Annotated in this window: 15 protein-coding genes and 1 pseudogene; 5 read left to right on the top strand and 11 right to left on the bottom strand. The window is 33.5% G+C overall.

Annotated features, from left to right (window positions below; genetic code table 11):
- Positions 1-20 precede the first annotated feature (20 nt).
- The gene (locus HRU49_RS11375) at positions 21-362 is read right to left on the bottom strand and encodes a hypothetical protein (protein WP_296357234.1); all 342 of its coding nucleotides are present in this window, start codon (positions 360-362) and stop codon (positions 21-23) included.
- A 229-nt stretch (positions 363-591) separates the two neighbouring features.
- On the opposite strand from HRU49_RS11375, the gene HRU49_RS11370 reads away from it, so the two are divergent.
- On the top strand, positions 592-1,107 hold the full coding sequence (locus HRU49_RS11370; RefSeq protein ID WP_296357231.1) for a hypothetical protein: 516 nt from the start codon (positions 592-594) through the stop codon (positions 1,105-1,107).
- A gap of 87 nt (positions 1,108-1,194) precedes the next feature.
- On the opposite strand, the gene sucC is transcribed toward HRU49_RS11370, so the two are convergent.
- Together sucC and HRU49_RS11360 are read right to left on the bottom strand one after the other, a co-directional pair.
- On the bottom strand, positions 1,195-2,385 hold the full coding sequence (sucC, locus tag HRU49_RS11365) for an ADP-forming succinate--CoA ligase subunit beta (protein WP_296357229.1): 1,191 nt from the start codon (positions 2,383-2,385) through the stop codon (positions 1,195-1,197).
- A gap of 134 nt (positions 2,386-2,519) precedes the next feature.
- Positions 2,520-3,182 (bottom strand): hypothetical protein, encoded by a 663-nt coding sequence (locus tag HRU49_RS11360; RefSeq protein WP_296357227.1) that lies wholly within the window; start codon positions 3,180-3,182, stop codon positions 2,520-2,522.
- Between the two features lie 118 nt (positions 3,183-3,300).
- Between HRU49_RS11360 and lysA the strand changes: the two genes are divergently transcribed.
- The 3 genes and pseudogenes from lysA (at position 3,301) to HRU49_RS11345 (ending at position 8,520) form a co-directional block, all read left to right on the top strand.
- On the top strand, positions 3,301-4,506 hold the full coding sequence (lysA, locus tag HRU49_RS11355; RefSeq protein ID WP_296357226.1) for a diaminopimelate decarboxylase: 1,206 nt from the start codon (positions 3,301-3,303) through the stop codon (positions 4,504-4,506).
- A gap of 81 nt (positions 4,507-4,587) precedes the next feature.
- Positions 4,588-5,778, top strand: a pseudogene (locus HRU49_RS11350) (heparan-alpha-glucosaminide N-acetyltransferase domain-containing protein).
- A 48-nt stretch (positions 5,779-5,826) separates the two neighbouring features.
- Positions 5,827-8,520, top strand: a complete 2,694-nt coding sequence (locus HRU49_RS11345) for a prolyl oligopeptidase family serine peptidase (protein ID WP_296357224.1) — start codon at positions 5,827-5,829, stop codon at positions 8,518-8,520.
- A 113-nt stretch (positions 8,521-8,633) separates the two neighbouring features.
- On the opposite strand, the gene HRU49_RS11340 is transcribed toward HRU49_RS11345, so the two are convergent.
- The 4 genes from HRU49_RS11340 to HRU49_RS11325 form a co-directional block, all read right to left on the bottom strand.
- Entirely contained in the window at positions 8,634-10,250 is a 1,617-nt protein-coding gene (locus tag HRU49_RS11340) for a carboxypeptidase-like regulatory domain-containing protein (protein WP_296357223.1), read from the bottom strand.
- Positions 10,251-10,269: 19 nt separating this feature from the next.
- Complete coding sequence (locus HRU49_RS11335) at positions 10,270-10,515, bottom strand: hypothetical protein (RefSeq protein ID WP_296357222.1); 246 nt, start codon at positions 10,513-10,515, stop codon at positions 10,270-10,272.
- A 95-nt stretch (positions 10,516-10,610) separates the two neighbouring features.
- Entirely contained in the window at positions 10,611-12,014 is a 1,404-nt protein-coding gene (locus tag HRU49_RS11330) for a M20/M25/M40 family metallo-hydrolase (RefSeq protein ID WP_296357220.1), read from the bottom strand.
- Positions 12,004-12,885, bottom strand: a complete 882-nt coding sequence (locus HRU49_RS11325) for a PPK2 family polyphosphate kinase (protein ID WP_296357219.1) — start codon at positions 12,883-12,885, stop codon at positions 12,004-12,006. Before HRU49_RS11325 ends, HRU49_RS11330 begins: the two co-directional genes overlap by 11 nt.
- Positions 12,886-13,376: 491 nt before the next feature.
- Between HRU49_RS11325 and HRU49_RS11320 the strand changes: the two genes are divergently transcribed.
- Positions 13,377-13,802: a hypothetical protein gene (locus HRU49_RS11320; protein WP_296357217.1), complete on the top strand. Its 426-nt coding sequence runs from the start codon at positions 13,377-13,379 to the stop codon at positions 13,800-13,802.
- Between the two features lie 292 nt (positions 13,803-14,094).
- On the opposite strand, the gene HRU49_RS11315 is transcribed toward HRU49_RS11320, so the two are convergent.
- The 4 genes from HRU49_RS11315 to HRU49_RS11300 all read right to left on the bottom strand — a co-directional run.
- On the bottom strand, positions 14,095-15,258 hold the full coding sequence (locus tag HRU49_RS11315) for a sigma-54 dependent transcriptional regulator (RefSeq protein ID WP_296357215.1): 1,164 nt from the start codon (positions 15,256-15,258) through the stop codon (positions 14,095-14,097).
- A complete protein-coding gene (locus HRU49_RS11310) occupies positions 15,259-16,149 on the bottom strand; it encodes a DUF6268 family outer membrane beta-barrel protein (RefSeq protein WP_296357213.1) in 891 nt (296 codons plus the stop codon).
- On the bottom strand, positions 16,146-17,030 hold the full coding sequence (locus tag HRU49_RS11305; protein ID WP_296357210.1) for a mechanosensitive ion channel domain-containing protein: 885 nt from the start codon (positions 17,028-17,030) through the stop codon (positions 16,146-16,148). Before HRU49_RS11305 ends, HRU49_RS11310 begins: the two co-directional genes overlap by 4 nt.
- A 4-nt stretch (positions 17,031-17,034) precedes the next feature.
- Positions 17,035-18,126 (bottom strand): ABC transporter permease (locus HRU49_RS11300; protein ID WP_296357208.1); only part of this gene is annotated, 1,092 nt, incomplete at its 5' end.

Genomic DNA, 18,126 nt, shown 5'->3' with positions numbered 1-18,126 from the left:
ACACTATAATCAAAATCTATCTAATTAGATTTTACCATCTTCACTGGTACTTTGAAAGATTTTTTATTCCCTAGAGTTGAATTTTCAACTTTCTTGTAGTTAAGGCGGCTTTTTATGTACTGCTCAACCTTTTCATTATCTGTGTCTACAGATAATACTACCATTTCGTCATCGCTATTGATAAAAATATCAACAACAGCATCAACTTCTTGGTCTAACTGAAAATCTGGATTTTTCAATAATTCACCAACGGACTTACTAATAGATGTAGACGCTGCAGTTTTAATCGGATTTGTAGTTGCAGAAACAATACTTCCAAAAGCCATGGCTACAACTAAAACTAAAATTTTTAAATTCTTCATAATTAATCGTTTTTAATGATTGACACTTAAAAGACGACTATTACACTCAGGAGTTACAAGAGTTAACACTGTTTAACGTTGGTTGGGAAATTTTAACACTGCTGCGACTAATCCCAAGTAACATAGCATGTTTATCCAATAGTTATAAAAACCTTAATACGTAAGGTTACATATATAAGCCCATTACCTAAACCTTAACTTTACAAAAATAAAAACCAAATCTAGTCTTATGAAAAAGATATTCTTATCCTTATGCGTCTTATCATTATTAATTATTACAAGCTGCAATAATAATGATGACGATAATGGCTCAACCGACCCTGTAGACCAATTGCCACCTGCAACACAAACTGGTGAGAATACAGTTGGATTTCTAATAGATGGAATTCCAATATCTGTAACAAATTCTAACCACATTGGTGCCTTCTTTCAACAAGGCCAATTACAGATTGGATTTGGATATGAAGATGATTATATGGACTTGTCAATTAGCATATTGGCTAATAGTCCTCTAGCTGTAGATACAAATTATTCACTTGTGAATAATTCACTTGTGGTCAAAACAAATGATGATACAAACTGTTTTTATGATATTGATGATACCCTTGAGGGAATAGTACGATTTACAAACATCGATGAAACTAACTTTATAATTTCCGGTTTTTTTGAATTTACTACCGTTACAGAGGGTTGTGACACCATTAATATAACAGAAGGTCGCTTTGACGTTCAATATGCACCATAATATTTTTTAACTATTAATCTTAAAAAAGTCAGTGTATAAAAAAAGCTCTCAACATGAGAGCTTTTTTACTTTATATAATATAAAACCTTAGCTTAATACTTCTTGTACCTTATCTGCAGCTTCTTGGAATTCTGTTGCACTGAGTACATCTAAACCAGAATTATCAATGAGTTCTTTAGCGATATCTGCATTGGTTCCTTGTAAACGTACAATGATTGGCACACTAATATCTCCAATATTTTTGTAAGCATCTATAACACCTTGAGCAACACGATCACAACGTACAATACCACCAAATATATTAATAAGGATAGCTTTTACGTTAGGATCTTTTAAGATGATATTAAAGGCTGCCTCTACTCTAGCAGCGTCGGCTGTACCACCTACATCAAGGAAGTTTGCAGGCTCACCACCAGCCTGTTTAATTAAATCCATTGTTGCCATGGCTAATCCAGCTCCATTTACCATACACCCAACGTTACCATCAAGGTCTACGTAATTTAAGCCTAGTTCACCAGCTTCAACTTCGATAGGATTTTCTTCACGCTTATCTCTTAAGGCTGCTAAATCTTTATGTCTAAATAAGGCATTACCGTCTAAAGTTACTTTAGAATCTACAGCCATGATTTTGTCATCACTTGTTTTTAATACTGGATTAATTTCAAATAACGATGCATCAGATTTTACATAGGCCATATATAATGCAGAAACAAACTTAGTCATTTCTTTAAACGCTGTACCTGATAATCCTAAATTAAAGGCAACACGACGCGCTTGGAAAGGTAACAAACCTAACGCTGGATCTATTTCTTCAGTAAAGATTAAATGTGGAGTCTCCTCTGCTACTTGCTCGATGTCCATTCCACCTTCAGTCGAATACATGATCATATTACGTCCATTAGCTCTATTTAATAGCACAGACATGTAATATTCTTCCGGTTCATTATCACCTGGATAGTAAACATCTTCTGCAATTAAAACTTGATGTACTTTTTTACCTTCTGCAGAGGTCTGAGGTGTAACCAGATTCATTCCGATGATCTGACCTGCTAGTTCTTTTACTTCATCAAGGTTTTTAGCTAGCTTTACTCCACCACCTTTTCCGCGTCCACCTGCATGAACTTGCGCTTTAATGACATGCCAGCCAGTACCAGTTTCTTCAGTTAATTGTTTCGCTGCTGAAACGGCTTCATCGGCACTCTGAGCGACAATACCTCTCTGAATGCGAACTCCAAAACTGCTTAGTAATTCTTTTCCTTGATATTCGTGTAAATTCATAATAAATAATCTATTTCTAGTTCCATAGAGTTATAGAAAACTCTGGTTTATTTTGTGGCACAAAAATACACATACCCTTTCGTTATACCAATAAAAATAATTTGATTTTTTGAGAACTTAGGTCTTATATAAATTCAGACTTTATTTAAGTTCTTTACGATTGAAAAAGCACTATCTACAACATTATCTTCAACGACAATAGTAAATTCATTTGTAGTAGAGATAACCTCATAAAGTGGTACATTTTGCCAAGCTAATCGTTTGAGAATCTGATAATACAAACCTGCAATTTTGGTATTATTTTTTGGAAGAATTAAACTTATCGCTGACAAATTTTCTTTTAACTGAAGACACTCTTCCCCTTGAAAGCAATCGAGCACATTTTTTTTCTCACTACTTGATATAATTATATTACTCTCTAGAATACCTCTTGTAAAAGTGTAGAAAATATGAGGTTTGTTTTTAATCTCATTCAATATTTTGGCTTGACTATCGATTAAACTATTTGAATTTCGAAAGGTAAAATCACTCAAATTTGAACGTAAGGTAATATCACCAAGCTGTTCAAGAAGTGTATTTAATTTATAATAAGGCTTGCTTATGGTTAATTTGTCCTTGTATCGTCGTAAAGCCATCATAATAGCACCTGTTTTAACAGGACGGCCTAATTGCTCGGACACATCATTTTGCAAAACACTGGCTAAGGCTGAGTAATTAATGATTTCCTTAGAAATGGCTTCTTCTAAAAAAGGCTGTTCTAGTACAATATTTTCGACACAGGATGCAATCGTTCTCATAATTGGCTTTTGTTAATTATTTAACAATGTGTGCAAATTTAGTAAATTATGTTTATATAATTTCTAAACCTAAGGCTTCATCTTAAGTTTGCGCCTCAATTAAGGAACCCACAACAAAATGAACAACAGAACTCTTTTAAACATTGCTAAGGAATTTGGAAGCCCTGTTTATGTCTATGACGCTGATACCATTATAAACCAATATAAGCGTTTGACCAGCGCTTTCAGCAAAGTAAACAACCTAAAGATAAACTATGCTGTTAAGGCTTTATCTAACATTTCAGTTCTTAAATTATTCAATTCACTAGGATCTGGTATAGATACCGTTTCTATACAAGAAGTTCAGTTAGGACTTAGAGCTGGGTTTAAACCTGAAAATATCATCTTTACACCGAATGGTGTTTCTCTTGAAGAAATTGAAAATGTAGCGAAACTTGGAGTTCAAATTAACATAGATAATCTTTCAATTTTAGAGCAGTTCGGGACAAAGTATCCAAATATACCTGTTTGTATTCGTATTAATCCGCATGTAATGGCAGGTGGAAATACAAATATTTCGGTTGGTCACATTGATAGTAAATTTGGTATTTCGATACACCAAATTCCACTATTACTGCGCATTGTAGAAAACACAGGTATGCACATTAATGGTATACATATGCATACAGGAAGTGATATTTTAGACATCGATGTTTTTCTTTATGCGAGCGAAATTTTATTTGAAACTGCCAAGAACTTTAAAAACTTAGATTTTATTGACTTTGGTTCTGGATTTAAAGTACCATATAAATCAGATGATATTGAAACGAATATTGAAGAATTAGGTAAAAAACTATCTAAAAGGTTTAATGAATTCTGCAAATCCTATGGAAAAGATTTGACCTTAGCCTTCGAGCCTGGTAAATTCTTAGTGAGCGAAGCTGGTGTATTCCTAGCAAAAGTAAATGTGGTTAAGCAAACTACATCTACAGTGTTTGCTCAGGTCGATTCTGGATTTAACCACCTCATTAGACCAATGCTTTATGGTTCGCAGCATGACATTTTAAACATTTCAAATCCAAAAGGAAGAGAACGCTTCTATTCAGTGGTAGGTTATATCTGTGAAACGGACACCTTTGCAAATAACAGACGGATTAATGAAATTAATCAAGGTGATATTTTATGTTTTAAAAATGCTGGTGCATACTGTTACTCTATGGCAAGTAATTATAATTCGCGCTATCGTCCTGCAGAGGTTTTAGTTTATAAAGGAGAAGCCCACCTCATAAGAAAGCGTGAAACCTTTGAAGATATTCTTAACAATCAGCTTGAAATTGCTATTTAAAATTAAAAGCATTGCTCTTTGCAATGCTTTTTTTATACTTTTACTCCTCCTAGGTCTTTTAATTTCTTTTATTTAAGACTAATGAAACCAATCAAATCGAGTAGAATACAGTCCATCGATATCCTAAGAGGCTTAGTTATGATACTTATGGCCTTAGATCATGCAAGAGACTATACAAATACGGGATATATGTTTGCAGATCCCACAAATTTAGAGACAACCACACCGATATTATTCTTTACCAGATGGATTACTCATTTTTGTGCTCCCATTTTTGTTTTTCTAGCAGGAACGTCTGCTTTTTTATATGGACAAAAAAAGGCCTCCAAAAATCATCTATCAAAATTTTTATTTACCCGAGGACTCTGGCTCGTCTTTATTGAGCTAACACTTGTAAATTTTGCTTGGACCTTTGACTTTACTTTGAGTGTACACATCTTTCAAGTTATTTGAGCCATTGGTATTTGTATGATCATCCTAGCTGCCCTTATTCATTTACCGAAAAAGATTTTATTGATTATTGGTCTATTAATAATATTTGGTCATAATTTGCTCGATGGAATAACGCAACAAGGATCAGAGCCAATGTCCCTATTATGGTATTACGTGCATCAGTTTAATTTTCACGTCATAAATGATGGAAACGGTATGTTAGCAATAGCTTATCCCTTTATGCCATGGTTAGGCATTATGATTCTTGGGTATTGCTTTGGTCATTTTTATCAAAAAGGGTTTGATTTTAACATTAGAAAAAAATGGTTATTAGGATTAGGTTTTGGCGCAATAATCCTGTTTTTTGTTTTACGATTTATCAATATCTATGGAGATCCAAAGCCTTGGTCTACTCAAGATAATTTTACATATGCTATATTATCGTTTTTTAATGTTACAAAATATCCACCATCATTAATATTTACTTTGATGACAATTGGACCAGCGCTCTTATTCCTATTTGGCATTGAATCTGTAAAAAATAAATTCACTGACATTATGTTAGTTTTTGGTCGCGTACCTTTTTTTTACTATATCTTACACCTATATCTAATTCATATACTTGGCATGATTGGTTTAGTAATTCTCGGTGAAGATTGGCAAGAACTTGTTTTAACCGTTGCACGCTTTAAAACTGGGTATTTACTCAATGTTGGCTTTGACCTTTGGGTATCCTACCTAGTGTGGTTTTTAGTTATACTTATTCTCTACCCAATTTGTAAAAAATACATGCGCTACAAAGGTGACAATAAAGGCAAATGGTGGCTCAGTTATTTGTAACTTTACAAACATAAATTAATCATCAATCTTAAATTAATTCCGGCTAAAATGCGTTTAAAAGTTTATTCATTTGTCATAGTGCTCACCCTTTCATTAGGCTTCTGTTTTTCACAAGACTTGGATCCAACACGTTGGACACCTAATGATATCATCAATACAGAATACATGAGTTCAGTATCCATTTCACCGAACAATTCTATGGTGGTTTGGACCAAGCGAAAAGCTGTAAAAAAGAAAGATCGTTTTGTTTCTGACATCTATCTAACGCGATTAGATATCAATGACGATGGCATGTTTAAAACCATTCAACTTACAAATGGAGATGAGAACGATTATAGTCCAATCTTTTCTAAAGATGGTGAATACGTCTATTTCCTATCATCTAGAAATAAGGGGAAAAAATTATGGAAATTAAGTATTTATGGTGGTGAAGCTCAGGAAGTAAAAGAATTTAAAAATGGAATTTCTAATCTGCAATGGAAAGATAACAATACACTTTTATTTCAATCAAACGATGGAAAAACCCTTTATGAACAGCAAAAAGAAGAACAGAAGGATAATGTCATTGTTGTAGAAGATTCTTTGAATTGGAGACCAAATCACGTCTACGCTTTTAACATTAAAAATAAGACCATATCTCGTTTAACAGATAATAAAAAACCACTGGCCGGATATACCGTTTCAAAAGATGGGAAATGGCTTATTTATGGCGAACAGAGAAGTCGAAGTTATGCATCTGATGCACAATTAGATCCTTATCAATATTTAAAAAACCTTGAAACTGGCGTAATACAAAGAATTTTAACAGGCTTTGGTTATCCGACGTACGGTTTTCAATTTACTAGTGAAAGTGAAGGTTTCTATTTCGCTTCGGAATATGGTTCTAATCCAACATACAACGGATCAGGAATAAACGAATTATATTATTTCGACTTAAGTTCCAAAACACACACTAAGGTCAATTTAAATTGGGAGTTAGGCCATGCTGGAGGTTATAATGTGGTTGGCAATGATATTATAATTTCATTGGCTAATCGTGCTACACGACGCATAGCATACTATAAAAAGAATGCTAATTCTTGGACAAAGCGTAAGGTTAATTTTGGCGACAAAAATGACCATGTAAGAGTAAATGTTGTTTCAGATGATGGCAGTAAGATCATTTACAACTATTCAACAGCATCACGTTTACCAAGTTATTATATAGGCAATTTAAAAGAACACAAAATCTCTGATGACAAAGCGTTAATTAAACTCAATAAGAACCTTTCAAAGAAATCTATAACTAAAAGTGAGATCATGGTATGGAAAGGTTATAAAGATGAAGAGGTCACTGGAATTTTATATTATCCTGAAAACTATGAGGAAGGAAAGCGTTACCCTCTAATGTTATCCATACATGGTGGTCCTGCGAGTCAGGATTTGGACTTATGGTCAGAACGTTGGAGTACTTATCCAAATCTACTTGCTCAGAAAGGTATGTTTGTTCTAAAACCAAATTATCATGGCTCAGCAAACCATGGTTTGGCTTATGTTGAAGCCATCAAAGAAAATTACTATGAGCCAGAAATGGAAGACATCATTAAGGGAATAACTAAGCTTGATAAAGACGGTAAAATTGATATGAATCAACTCGGTACTATGGGCTGGTCCAATGGTGCTATTATTACAACAATGCTTACGGTGAGATACCCAAATATGTTTAAAGTTGCCGCACCAGGAGCTGGAGATGTCAATTGGACTTCAGATTATGGAACTTGTCGTTTTGGTGTTAGTTTTGACCAACATTATTTTGGCGGTGCTCCTTGGGATGACACCAACGGTAAACCATATAACGAAAACTATATTTTAAAATCCCCTTTATTTGAAATTGAAAAAATTAAGACTCCAACTATAATTTTTCACGGTAGTGCAGATAGAGCTGTACCAAGAGATCAAGGCTGGGAATATTATCGAGGATTACAACAGGTAGGACAAGCACCTGTCCGCTTTTTATGGTTTCCAGATCAGCCGCACGGCTTACAAAAAATCACTCACCAGTTGCGTAAAATGAAGGAGGAAATTAAATGGATAGAAACTTATCTACTTAATAAGCCTTCAATCGAAAATTCTGCATTTAAAAAAGATAGTCCACTTGCCCATATTTTAAAATTACAATCCGTAAAATCAGTCAATGGATTGTACGGAGAACCCCTTAATGGTAAACTTATTCCAGAAACGGTTCAGATTAAGAAAGACTCGACCTCAATAGGACGATTTGAAGTAACAAATGCTCAGTATAAATCATTTAAAAGTGATTTTACCTATCCAGCAGGACAAGACAATTACCCGATAGTTGTCTCAATTGAAAATGCAAAAGACTATCTCTCTTGGTTATCCAATCTCACAGGTAAGGTTTATAGAATGCCTAATTCAAAAGAGGCTAAATCCCTTCATCAATTAGCTGTAAAAGCGGCTCCAAAAGAGAACACATTTAATCTTTGGGCTGGATACCAACTCGTACCAAGCGATTACCAAAAATTAAAGTCCAAAATAAGCGCACTTCAATACTCTCTATTAAAACCTGTCGGTAGCTTTAAAGCCTCCAAAGTTGGAGATGCAAATATTTACGATTTAGGTGGAAATGTTGCTGAACTTTACCAAGGCGGTGTCTATGGGTATAGTGCTTATGATTATTACGACGCCAATAACGATAGTGAAGTTTCTAGTCAACATATTGGAATAAGAGTTATTAAAGAATAATAAGTGGACTTGACCTAGTGATGGTTTTGCGGTTATTCTATTTGCACATCTAGGCATTAGGCTAGTGCATTGATACATTTGACTTAAAAACGCAAACAAAGACAAAACCAAGACTAATTGTTAGCCTCTTTTGTCTTTTTTAATGGAGAATTAACCCAATATTTACCAAGATCAAAACTCGGTTTGTTTGTTCTGGTTGCTGATATTGGCAATGTCTTGTCTACATAAATCAAATCTTCATCAGGACTTTTATTTTCAAAAATCTCTTGGGTAAAATATTCTCGAAACTGGTATCCGGAAATTTTATTCACCTGATTTATGGTAGCACCAAAAGTGTTTTTTATGCGCTTTAGTTTATAACTAAAGTCCATTGAATCAATGGTCGTGATATCATCATTAAGTCCAGCTGACCAATCCACGACCTTAATTTTTACTGTTTTATCATCCATAGCCTTTATCTCTTTAATGATAAGCTTCTTATCTTTATATCGTAATCTAAAATTACTTTTCCGTTCAATTGTAGACATATCTAGAGGCGTATTAAATGTGAGAATAAAGTTCCTTGTCTTAGGATTGAATAAAAAATCATCGACTTTAAAAGGATTGGGCTTCTTTATTACAAAAAGATTATTGAAGGTCATGTAATTAAGATACATCTTATTATTCTTGGACTTGTATTCGACCTTTACCTCAAAAAGAATATTTTTCGGTTTACTCATTACATTGGCAAAGGTATTTCCTTGCGTTCTTGTGGATCTGTAATTTCTGTTGGCATAAACACGGTATTCTATCCTATGAATTGCATAATTCAATTTAGATACATAAATTTTTCCTGATCCCATATACCGCATTCCTGGATCATCTCGCGTCACAAAATCAATCTCATACAAAGGAATATCCTCTACATAAGTGATATTAGATAGTTTAAACAGATGATTATTAACGAAGTTATCCCTAAAAATATAAATAAAAGAAAAGCTACTTTTATTAAAATTACGAATTGGATTGTGGATGTTTAAAATCTCTAACTCATTCTGAATCTCAGTGCCTAATTTGGCAAAATCTCCCTCAGAAATTGACTTTGATTTTCCATATATACTATTCAGCAACAAAGAGTCTTGATAAAACTCTCTATTTAAATTGTAGGAATATAACGCAGTTACATTTTGTCTATTTGAATACTTGTCTGTGTCAAACCCAGCATCAAAACTTTCTAATATAGCTTCATTAAGATTATAGTAATTATTTTTTATAAGCTGATAATCTCTATAGTAAGAAATATAGGAATGTGCTGAATTTGGGTAATTGGTAAGTATTCTTCCAATGGCATTCTTTACAATTGTTTTTGCCGTTAGACCCTTAGAATTTTCACCCAACTTTGAATTGCCCGTAACTAAAACAGCACTAAGTGCTTCAACTTTTGGTTTTAAATAAATAATATTAACTATACCATCTTTAAGCGTAATTACAGATACCTTTAACGTTTCAAAACCTATAGAAGAAATAACTATATTTTTATTTGAAACTTTATAATCTTGAGGAAGTCTAAATTCGCCATCTTCGTCAGCAATGACTCCATTCTGGATCCGTTCAAATTTTATGGTTGCAAATGATACTGGAACTTTTGTTTCGATATCTAAAACCTTACATAATATTTCTTTTGAGTTCTGGCTATAAGAAAAGAGACCTGCAATTAAAACAAATAAGTATACAAAAAAGTTATTCTTCATAGTACATTAAAAAATTTCTTTAAAGATCTCGATAAAAAATGAGTCCGTTCCCAAATAAATCATAAAAAACAAAGTCCTTGGTTGCTAAAATTTTCTCTTCCAATACAGTTCGATAATGACAGACATTTTTTTTATATTCATCGAATAAACTAGCGATAGTATCCACATAGATGAGGTACGACGGTCTATCCAAAGCTTCTTTTCCATTCGCCTTCATCATGCCATTATCCCTGGGATAAACTCCTCTGATACTCTGAAACCTCATAATACGGTTATTCATTGCCCTAATCTTACTAGGTAAAACTTAGCTTTATTTTAAGTCATAAAATGAGCAGTCTAAGCAGTTTTATCATTACGTTTCTAGTCTCTAATTTCCTCAACATTTGTAATAGTTGAAGTACCATATTTATCCATTAGATATACTAAAGCGGTCATAGTAGCAGCACCAAGTTCTAGTTCTCTTTTATTCACGTGCTCAAAAGTATCATTTGCCGCATGGTGATGATCAAAATAACGTTGTGAATCCGGTCTAAGTCCAGCTAGTACAATATCATTATTTTTAAGTGGACCAATGTCTGCCCCACTACCACCCTTTTCGAAATAATGAATCAAATAAGGTTTAAACAGAGGTTTCCAAGATTCGACCTTTGAAAACATCAAATCACTACAATCAAAACTAAATCCTCTTGGTGTAAAACCGCCAGCATCACTTTCAAGCGCAAACACATGCTTCTCACCTTTAGATTTTGCCTCCTCAGCATATTTACGACCGCCACGCAAGCCATTTTCTTCATTCATAAATAGGACAACTCTTATGCTTCGTTTGGGCTCAATTCCGCTTTCTTTTAATAATCGTAAAACATCCATAGATTGTACCACTCCGGCACCATCATCATGAGCGCCATCACCTAAATCCCATGAATCTAAATGACCACCCACCAAAATATATTCATTTGGGAATTCACTACCGGTAATTTCACCAATGACATTGTATGATTGGACATCGTCAAATTGTTGACAGCTCATTTCAAAATGAAACATTAAATCTTTATCTCTCTTAAGAGCCTCACTTAATTTTACAGCATCATTTGTACTTATCGCAGCCGATGGAATGCGCTGGGCAATTGGTAAATCTCCATAGCTCATACTCCCGGTATGTGGTAAATCATCTTGCCTTGAACTTAATGAGCGTACAATGGTACCAACAGCTCCATATTTTACCGCTTCTGCCGCTCCACGATAACGCTCACTTGAACAACCTCCGTAGGCTTGAAATGTACTAACTAATTCTTGTTCCCATTTAGTATTTATAAAAACTATTTTGCCTTTAATATTCTCCTCACCAAGGCTTTCTAAATCTTTATATGAAGATACTTCTATAACCTTAGCCTTTGTTCCTTTTTCAGGAGTTGCCACAGAACCACCAAGAGCACAAATATTGACTTTATTTATGTTACCTAAGGCTTCGAAATAACCCATTTCCTTTTGGCCCCTTACCCATTTTGGCACCATAACTGGCTGTAACCAAACTTTGTCCAAACCAAGCTTCTCAAGTTCACTTTTTGTGTACTGCACTGCCAATTCTGCATTAGTGGAACCAGATAATCGTCCTCCAATAGTATTAGACAAATAATCTAACCATTGATAACTATGACCATTGGTAAGTGAGGTTGTATAAATTGTTTTGAGGACATCTTTATCTGTCTGACTGAATCCAGATGTTAATACGATACTGCTAAATAGTGTTAAAAGTTTAATTTTCATTTTCAAGTTCTTGTTTATAGACATCTATGTTTTCTTTTTCCTTAGCAGGCAGTTCTGGCTCTTTAATATCCGTATACTGTTTTAACGTATCATATAGAACTTTAGCAACAATATATCTTGCTGTTGGTTTATCATCTGCAGGTATATTAAACCATGGCGCGTGTGCTTTCGAGCTTCTATTTAAAACCTCTTCATAACACATTTGATACTTGTCCCACAACTTTCGCTCTTTTAAATCGTCAGAAGAAAATTTCCATTGTTTATCTGGCCTATTTAGTCTCCTTAAAAGTCTGTATTTTTGTTCATCTTTGGACAGATTTAAAAAAAATTTGAAAATAATTGTTCCATTGTCGGCAATGTGTTTTTCAAATGCATTAATTTCTTCAAATCGTCGATCCCAAAATGTGTCATTTATATCTTCAGCAGTATCAATACCAGGTATATTTTCATACATCAAATAATTTGGATGAACCCGAGTCACCAAAACATTTTCATAATGCGTTCGATTAAAAACACCAAATTTCCCTCTTGCTGGTAAGGCTAAATAATGCCTCCACAAATAGTCGTGTTTTAACTCTAAATCTGTTGGTTTCTTGAAACTATGAGCTACTATCCCTCTGACATTAAAATCTTTAAATACTTCTCGTATTAGACTATCCTTCCCAGCAGTATCCATCCCTTGAATACAAAACAGAACTGAATATTTTCCATGAGCATACATAGCGTTTTGGATATCGGCCAAATCCTTACTAACATCACGAAGTGCAGCTTTTAACTCTTTTTTATTTGATTTGAGATCTACAGTAGTTGGGAGATCTTTAATTTTGATTTTAGTAGAGATTCTAAAATCATCTATTTTGATCGTCTTCATAATTTATTTCTATCCACTAAATATAATGAACATTTTGTAGACTTAAGGCCGAAGATTGATTTGTCCTAAACTTTGAGACATAAGACCATTTTATTCGCTACAAAATTGTGTTTTTCTTAATTATCACTTTCTCAAAACTTTAATTTCTGACCCTAATCTTGATGAGAATATATTAAAAACTAAGTAGTGTTTCAACACATCCCTTTGGAATATTTTTTCAAGGTGGCACGGTAATTTTCAAACCAAACCTCATGGAGGACTCAATATGAGTATCATCATAAAACGTGACAATGCATAGGCAGCTCCTGTCACTGCTTATATTCCAAACAACTCTAAGGATCAAAATTTTATTCACCCATATGCTTCACTCATATAGAGAATTCCACATTCATGTGGCCCCATTATACACCCAAACCTTAGAGGCACAAAATAATCGTGTAATTAAAGTGTTATGCGTTAATCTTAATCCTACCTATTAATTGTGCAGTAAGTTGAAAGTCGGTATTCGATCATTTTTACTAACTGAAGGCAAATTTCCATTTTCTATGCTTACAAATGATGCTACCTTTGAATTTTTTAATGAAAATATTATTGGTGGAGAAGACTGTTTTTACAAACAACTATATTCCTTAAATGAATGCCAAATAAGACAAAAAGACAGAAATAATAGAGCAATGCATATTAACCAATGTGACTTTTTATTACGTAGATTTGAATTGAGTTACTATCGTTATCCAAAAGAAATATTTAGAGAATTTTATTTTAATAATGGTTCCCTCATCGGTATTAATACAACAAAGTATAATCCTGCTTTAGATTTAAGTACCTCACTGAATATTATGAAAGAATTTAAATTAATAATAAGTGCCCAATCCATATTAGATTATGTAAAGGGTGTACTAAAAACAATTACTTAATATAGTGTCTTATATCAAAACAAAAAAGTACGTCATGGCTTTGAAACTGACCTTAATGCACAAACTAGTTTGAATAAAAAAAGTGAATTTAATTGCCTAATTCCAACTAAAGGTGAAACCTCATTTAAATCACTAAATTCTAGAACGTCTTATCCTTACTACAATAATTATTGGGCTAGATGTATTGATTTAAAAGAAAAATGACCACTACATTCTATATTCAACAAAATTTCACCGTCAATAACAATACAGGTATTTAAGTTGCAATTTTAGTGTTATTTGGTATTTAGCATTATTTTGAAGCAAAGGACTTAACATCGGATTCACTAACTTCTTTACCGCCAAGAATAATCAATCGTTCTACAACATTTCGCAGCTCTCTTATATTTCCAGTCCAGTCATAATCTTGTAGCAGTTTTATGGCTTTATCTGAAAAGGATTTTTTAGAATTACCCTGTTCTTGAGAAATTTTATTCGCAAAATAATCTACTAATAACGGAATATCTTCTCTACGGTCATTTAAAGCAGGAACTTCAATTAATATAACAGCTAATCGATGGTATAAATCTTCCCTAAAATTTCCCTCAGCAATTTCCTTTTTTAAGTCTTTATTGGTTGCAGCAATAACACGAACATTAACTTTTATATCCTTATCACTACCGACACGTTGGATACGACTTTCTTGTAAAGCTCTTAAGACCTTAGCCTGAGCTGACAAACTCATATCACCTATTTCATCTAAGAAAATAGTACCGCCATTAGCGGCTTCAAACTTTCCTGCTCTGTCTTTATTTGCAGATGTAAAAGCTCCTTTTACATGACCAAAAAGTTCACTTTCGATTAATTCACTTGGTATTGCCGCACAATTCACTTCTATCATTGAACCTTTAGAACGCTCACTTTTTTGATGTAACCAGTGCGCCACTAATTCTTTTCCGGTACCATTAGGTCCGGTTACTAAAACTCTTGCATCGGTTGGTGCTACTTTGTTGATCATTTCTTTTATGCGTCCAATAGCAGCGCTTTCACCAATCATCTGATAGTTTTTACTCACCTTCTTTTTGAGCATTTTATTCTCAACAACAAGTTCTTTTCTATCCAATGCAATACGCACAGTATTTAGAAGTCTATTTAAATCTGGCGGCTTAGAAATATAATCAAAAGCACCTAAGCGCATTGTATTAACAGCTGTATCTAAATCACCATGGCCGGATATCATTACCATTGGTATTTCTGGTTTAAGCTTTTTAACGGCTTCCAAAACCTCAACACCATCCATCTTTGGCATTTTAATATCACAAAGCACTAAGTCATAATCCTCTTTTTTAATTTTATCTATACCAACTAATCCATCTTCAGCCTCTTCAACTTTATATGCATCATTCTCTTCAGAGAGTATTTTTACTAATACTCTTCTAATTGCTGCCTCGTCTTCTATTATTAATATTTTTGACATCTAAATTTTAAATTTTAATCCTGTTCTTAAATAAAAAGCATTTAAATCGTCTAGTTTAAATACTTCTTCTCTATCTTCATTACGTAATACATTATTTAGCCTAAAGGTATATCCTATGTAAGAATAAGCCACTATATGTTTCGTAAAGCAATATTCGTACCCAAGTCCTCCAACGACCAAAGAAAGTGAAATATTATCAACGCGCTTATCACCAACTAGCATTGATTCTTGAATATTTGCAAAATATCCATCAAGCGATGCAAAGGCTTGTAGATTACTCCTTCGATCAAAGGTATACTTTAAATTTGATTTTGGAACTCCAACATTAAAGGACCACGTTTCATTTATTTGCCTAAAATAGCTAACAAAAGGCAATGGATAAGGTAATCCTGCTGTTGTGTTGTAGGTTAATCCAAGAACTAATCTGTAGGGCTTATCTGCTTCTGTTTCCTCAGTTTTGTCTTTAATAGCAAACACACCGCCATTGAGAAATAAGTCGTCGGAGGTTATGGGATTTGTTAATGTCGATGCTATTCTTGGATTTATATTTACACCAAATCTCCAATCGTTTTTGGACTTAAATGTATAACCAAAATTGAGGTCAATTATATGTAAACGATTTAAGTTTTGGGTATTAAATGCATAATCTTCTTCTAAATTGAGAATGATTCTATTGTATTCCGCACCAATAATAAAGTAGTTCTTTTCTTTTAGTTTTATTGGATAATTTAATGTAGCTCTTAATCTGGTATATTGATCTTCTGATTTACTACTTGGAATAAAGGAATATTCTAATCGCACCAAATCTGTTAGTTGCGCTTCGACCCTATTTACAAATAATAATGCAAATAGTACAATTAGAATAAAACATTTATTTTCCTTTAAAATCATGAAGGTTTATTTTCAATGATATGAATATCTTGCTGCGGAAAAGGAATAGTGATATTATTTTCCCTAAATAGCCTATTTACTTCAAATCTTATATCGCTCTTTGGAAAAGCAGCTTTAAAGCAATCATTTAACGTAAATATTAGTCTAAAATCTAATGAGCTATCACCAAAATCAGTAAATACTACAATCGGTTCTGGAACCTCAACCACTTCTGGATGAGATGTTGCCGCCTGCAATAATAGCTTCTTAACCAAGTCAATATCACTACCATAAGCAACCCCAATATTCACACTTTCTCTAGTAAGAGTTCCATTTTGAGTCCAATTATACAAGGAATTGGTAAGATATAAGTGGTTTGGAATAATTAATACTTTGTTATCAATAGTGACAGCGCGTGTTGTTCTCAATTTAATCTCTTCAACACGGCCAATTTTACCTTCAATTTCAATAATATCGCCAACATGAACAGTCTGGTCAACTAAAATAAAAACACCAGATATTATATCTTGAAATAAAGTCTGCAATGCAAGTCCTACTCCAATAAGTAAAGCAGCAGAAGCAGCAAAAATAGCCGTAACATTAACTCCAAGCCCATCCAAAGTAATTAAAAGAATGATGATGTAAATCAACCACCGAAAGTAACTATAGACAACGTTAAATTTTCCTTTTTCATTTGCTGGAAGTTTACGTGTAATAATCCTGAAGAATATTTTAAGTATAACAGTTGTGAGTACAACAACCGTGATCACAACCAACACATCTAAGATAGAAATAGAAATATCTTTAGTTAAGTCCAAATGAAGATTCAAAAAACCCCTGAATTTTTCCCAAGCAGTACTTTCAGTTATTGTTTCTTCAATTTTACTTAAATCTTGCCTCATTGATTTAATATTTCAACCACTTAAAGAGTTCTTTGTAGGTTGGCTTTTTGCCATACATTAAAATTCCGACACGATAAATCTTAGCAGCAAACCAAACCGCAAACATAAAGGTAGCTATTAAAAGTAATAAAGATAATCCTTGTTGCCATAATGGTACTCCAAAAGGAATCCGCATGAGCATAACCACTGGTGAAGTAAATGGAATAAATGAAAATACTGTAGAAACCGTACCATGAGGATCTTCGATTACTGTAAATACACCTACATAAACTGCCAAAATTAAAGGCATCAAAATAGGAAGCATAAATTGCTGTGTATCTGTTTCATTATCTACAGCAGCACCAATAGCAGCATATAATGAACTATATAAGAGATAACCACCAATAAAGAAAAATACAAACGCTACTACTAGATTAAGTATTGGCAAATTATTCACCGCTGTAACACCATCACTGATAACTCTTTGAAGATTGTCATCTTGTATTGCCTGATTCACTAATTCTTGCTGTGGCGCTGAGGCTTGCGCTAAATCTATACCAAAAATTAATGATACTGCAATCATTAATACACCTCCCAAAATTACCCAAATAGCGAATTGCGTAACTCCTGCCAAGGAGGTACCAATAATTTTCCCAAGCATTAGTTGAACTGGCTTTACAGATGATATAATTACTTCAATAATTCTACTCGTCTTTTCTTCAATAACACTTCTCATGATCATATTACCATAGATAATAATAAACATGAATAGCAGGTAACCTGCGATGCCCCCAAAAATTAATTTAACAACATTATCAGCCGTGGAACTTTTCTCTCCATCAAAACTCTCTTGTCCGATATTAACATTAATATTTGAGTCTTCAATCTGTTGAAGTGTTACACCATTTTTTTCAAGATTTAATTCTCTAAGCTTCTTTTCAATTTTACTTTCTAAACCTGAAATAAATGGTAAAGATGGAGATTTCTCTGAATAAAACTTAACACGATCAGAAACTTCTTCATAAGATTTTACATTAGAGATATGAAGCAGTCCATAATCTTCTCGTTCCTTAACCAAAAGTATTGCCGTGTCTTTATCTATATCTGAGAATAAAGT

The sequence above is a fragment of the Winogradskyella sp. genome (assembly GCF_013213975.1).
Taxonomy (GTDB): Bacteria; Bacteroidota; Bacteroidia; order Flavobacteriales; family Flavobacteriaceae; genus Winogradskyella.
Note: the sequence above shows the minus strand (reverse complement) of the source record. Positions and strands in the feature narration are given on the sequence as shown.